Origin of the sequence: Geojedonia litorea, assembly GCF_042654525.1 — a bacterium.
Classification (GTDB): domain Bacteria; phylum Bacteroidota; class Bacteroidia; order Flavobacteriales; family Flavobacteriaceae; genus Geojedonia; species Geojedonia litorea.
Window position 1 is genome coordinate 1 of the sequence record NZ_JBHSGP010000015.1, and the last position, 549, is coordinate 549.

A 549-nucleotide genomic window follows, 5' to 3' on the forward strand; every position below is an offset into this window, starting at 1 on the left:
CAATAGGGAATGTTGCACCCGGATTATGTGAGCTTGTAAAAGAGGTCACGCCACAGTTATCGGCAGCGGTTGGTGCTGTCCAGTTTACAACGGCATTACAACCAGAAGCGTCTGTACCTTGTGAGATATTTGAAGGACATCCAGAGATTACCGGATTGTCATCATCAGTAATGGTCACGTCAAAAGAACACTGTACGGAGTTTCCAGCGGCATCTACAGCGGTATACGTTACTGTTGTAGTTCCAATAGGGAATGTTGCACCCGAATTATGTGAGCTTGTAAAAGAGGTCACGCCACAGTTATCTGCAGCGGTTGGTGCTGTCCAGTTTACAACGGCATTACAACCAGAAGCGTCTGTACCTTGTGAGATATTTGAAGGACATCCAGAGATTACCGGATTGTCATCATCAGTAATGGTCACATCAAAAGAACACTGTACGGAGTTTCCAGCGGCATCTACAGCGGTATACGTTACTGTTGTAGTTCCAATAGGGAATGTTGCACCCGAATTATGTGAGCTTGTAAAAGAAGTCACGCCACAGTTATCTG

Annotated in this window: 1 protein-coding gene; it reads right to left on the reverse strand. The window is 45.5% G+C overall.

Annotated features, from left to right (window positions below; translation table 11 throughout):
- Window positions 1–549: HYR domain-containing protein (locus ACFO5O_RS14680; RefSeq protein WP_387965155.1), on the reverse strand; the 549-nt coding region annotated here is incomplete at both ends.